General features: G+C 69.8%; 2 protein-coding genes. Both read left to right on the top strand.

Translation table 11 applies throughout. From position 1 onward, the window contains the following. Positions 1-87 precede the first annotated feature (87 nt). Positions 88-1,047 carry a bifunctional riboflavin kinase/FAD synthetase gene (locus tag HUK84_RS14520; protein ID WP_176640923.1) on the top strand — a complete coding sequence of 320 codons (960 nt, stop codon included), beginning with the start codon at positions 88-90 and terminating at the stop codon, positions 1,045-1,047. Positions 1,048-1,187: 140 nt separating this feature from the next. Continuing rightward, a partial coding sequence (locus HUK84_RS14525) for a class I tRNA ligase family protein (RefSeq protein WP_176640924.1) occupies positions 1,188-2,654 on the top strand: 1,467 nt, incomplete at its 3' end.

Here is a 2,654-nt window from a genome sequence, read left to right on the forward strand (position 1 = left end):
CGAGGACGGCACCGCGGCGGGCGCGGTTCACCCCCGGGCGGCGACCCTGGACGAGGCCGCGCGGCAATTCGGCCTGAGGCGGGCCGCATGAGGACGCACCTGCATACCGGCTGGCGCCATGTCCCGGTCGAAATGCGGGGCATGGCCGCGGCGCTGGGCAATTTCGACGGCGTGCATATGGGGCATGCGCACCTGCTGCATACGCTGCATTCCGCCCGTCCCGACCTGGGCCTGGCGGTGGTGACGTTCGAGCAGCATCCGCGCGAATTGTTCCGGCCGCAGGACCCGCCCTTTCGCCTGACCCTGTCCGAGGAAAGGCTGGCCGCGCTGTCGGCGCTGGGCGTGCGCCAAGTGTTCGAGATTCCGTTCGACACCGAATTCAGCGCGCTGAGCGCCGAGCGTTTCGTCGCCGACGTGCTGCATGATGCGCTGGGGCTGCGGCACGTGGCCTGCGGCGCGGATTTCGCCTTCGGCCACCGGCGGGGGGGCAATGTGGCGTTCCTGGCCGACCGGGCCGAGGAGCTGGGTATCGGCCTGACGGTCGTGCCGCCCCTGTCGGATGCGGGGGGGCCGTTTTCCTCGACCCGGATCCGCCGGCTGCTGCAGGACGGCTATCCCGAGCGCGCGGCCGAGGAGCTGGGCCGCCCCTGGTCGATCCGCGGCGTGGTGCAGCATGGCGACAAGCGCGGGCGTCTGCTGGGCTTTCCGACCGCCAATGTGCCGCTGGGCCGGCATCTGGAGCCGGCGCGCGGGGTCTATGCGGTGACGGTGCGGCTGTCGGACGGGCGGTCCTGGCCCGGAGTGGCCAATATCGGCCGCCGCCCGACCATCGCCGACGGCCAGGAAAGCCGGCTGGAGGTCCATCTGCTGGATTTCGAGGGCGACCTGTACGGCGAGACCCTGTCGGTGGCGCTGCATACGCTGCTGCGCGAGGAGCGGCGCTTCGCCGGGCTGGACGCGCTGAAGGCGCAGATTGCCGAGGATGCTGCCACCGCCCGGCTGTACCTGGCCGACCTGGCGCGGCTGGGGGCGCATTCGGCGCCGTGACGCGCACAGACGCCTGACGGGGCGCGCCGGATGGCGGGGCGCTTGACCGCGGGGGGTGGGGCTCCGCATAAGGTGGGGCTTTCGCGGCCCCCGTACCGCATCACGACAGCCAGAATCACGACAGCCAGAAATACAGGGTCATGAGCGAGCCAAAGTCACAGGATCTCTATCGGGAGACGGTCTTCCTGCCGAAAACGAGCTTCCCCATGCGGGGCAGCCTGCCGAAGCGGGAGCCGGAGATTCTGGAGGACTGGGCGCGGAGCGGCCTGGACGGGCGGCTGCACGCGCAGGCCGAGGGCCGTCCGCCCTTCATGCTGCATGACGGGCCGCCCTATGCGAACGGCAACCTGCATATCGGCCATGCGCTGAACAAGATCCTGAAGGACGTGATCAACCGCGCCCATCGCATGGCGGGCTTCGCGGTGCATTACGTGCCGGGCTGGGACTGCCACGGCCTGCCGATCGAATGGAAGATCGAGGAGGAATACCGCAAGGCGGGCAAGAACAAGGATTCGGTGCCGATCCTGCAATTCCGGGCCGAATGCCGTGCCTATGCCCAGAAATGGCTGGACGTGCAGGCGGCCGAATTCCGCCGGCTGGGCGTGCAGGCGGAATGGGAGCGGCGCTATGCCACGATGGATTTCGCCTCGGAGGCGACGATCGTCGAGGAAATCGGCCGCTTCCTGCTGAACGGGCTGCTGTATCGCGGCCTGCGCCCGGTGATGTGGAGCCCGGTCGAGAAGACCGCCCTGGCCGAGGCCGAGATCGAATATCGCGACCATGAATCCACCACGATCCATGTCGCCTTTCCCTTCATCCACGATCCGACGCCGGCCCGCGCGCTGCAGGACGTGTCGGCCGTCATCTGGACCACCACGCCCTGGACGATCCCGGGCAATCGCGCCATCGCGTTCGGGCCGGGCATCACCTATGCCGTGCTGCGGGTCGACGGCGTGACCGACAGCGCCGCGCTGGAACCCGGCGCGCGCCTGCTGGTGGCCGAGGACCTGATCGCGCGGTTCTGCGCGGCCGCCGGCATCACCGAGCATCATGTCCTCTATACCCTGCCGGGCGAGGCGCTGACCGACGCGCTGTGCGCCCATCCGCTGCGCGGCGAGGGCTATGATTTCGAGGTGCCGCTGCTGGCGGCGGATTTCGTCACCACCGACGCGGGCACCGGCCTGGTCCACATGTCCCCCGCCCATGGCGAGGAGGATTTCGCCGTGTCGGTGGCCAACGGGATCGAAATCCCGGAACTGGTGCTGGATGACGGGCGCTATGCCGCCTGGGTGCCGCTGTTCGCCGACATCCATGTCTTCAAGGCCGCCGATCCGGTCTGCACCGCGCTGTCGGCGGCGATGGTGCGGGCCAGCGAGGCCGGCGCGGCCCCGGCGGGGCTGGTGGCGCGTTCGACCATCCTTCATTCCTATCCGCATTCCTGGCGGTCGCGCGCGCCGGTGATCTATCGCGCCACGCCGCAATGGTTCATCCGCATGGACGGCGAGGGCCATCTGCGCGGCCGCGCCCTGCGTGCCCTGGAGGACGTGACCTTCGTGCCGGCCCTGGCTCGCAACCGCCTGTCCGCGATGGTCGCCGACCGGCCGGAC

Source organism: Nguyenibacter vanlangensis, from assembly GCF_013376155.1.
Taxonomy (GTDB): domain Bacteria; phylum Pseudomonadota; class Alphaproteobacteria; order Acetobacterales; family Acetobacteraceae; genus Gluconacetobacter; species Gluconacetobacter vanlangensis.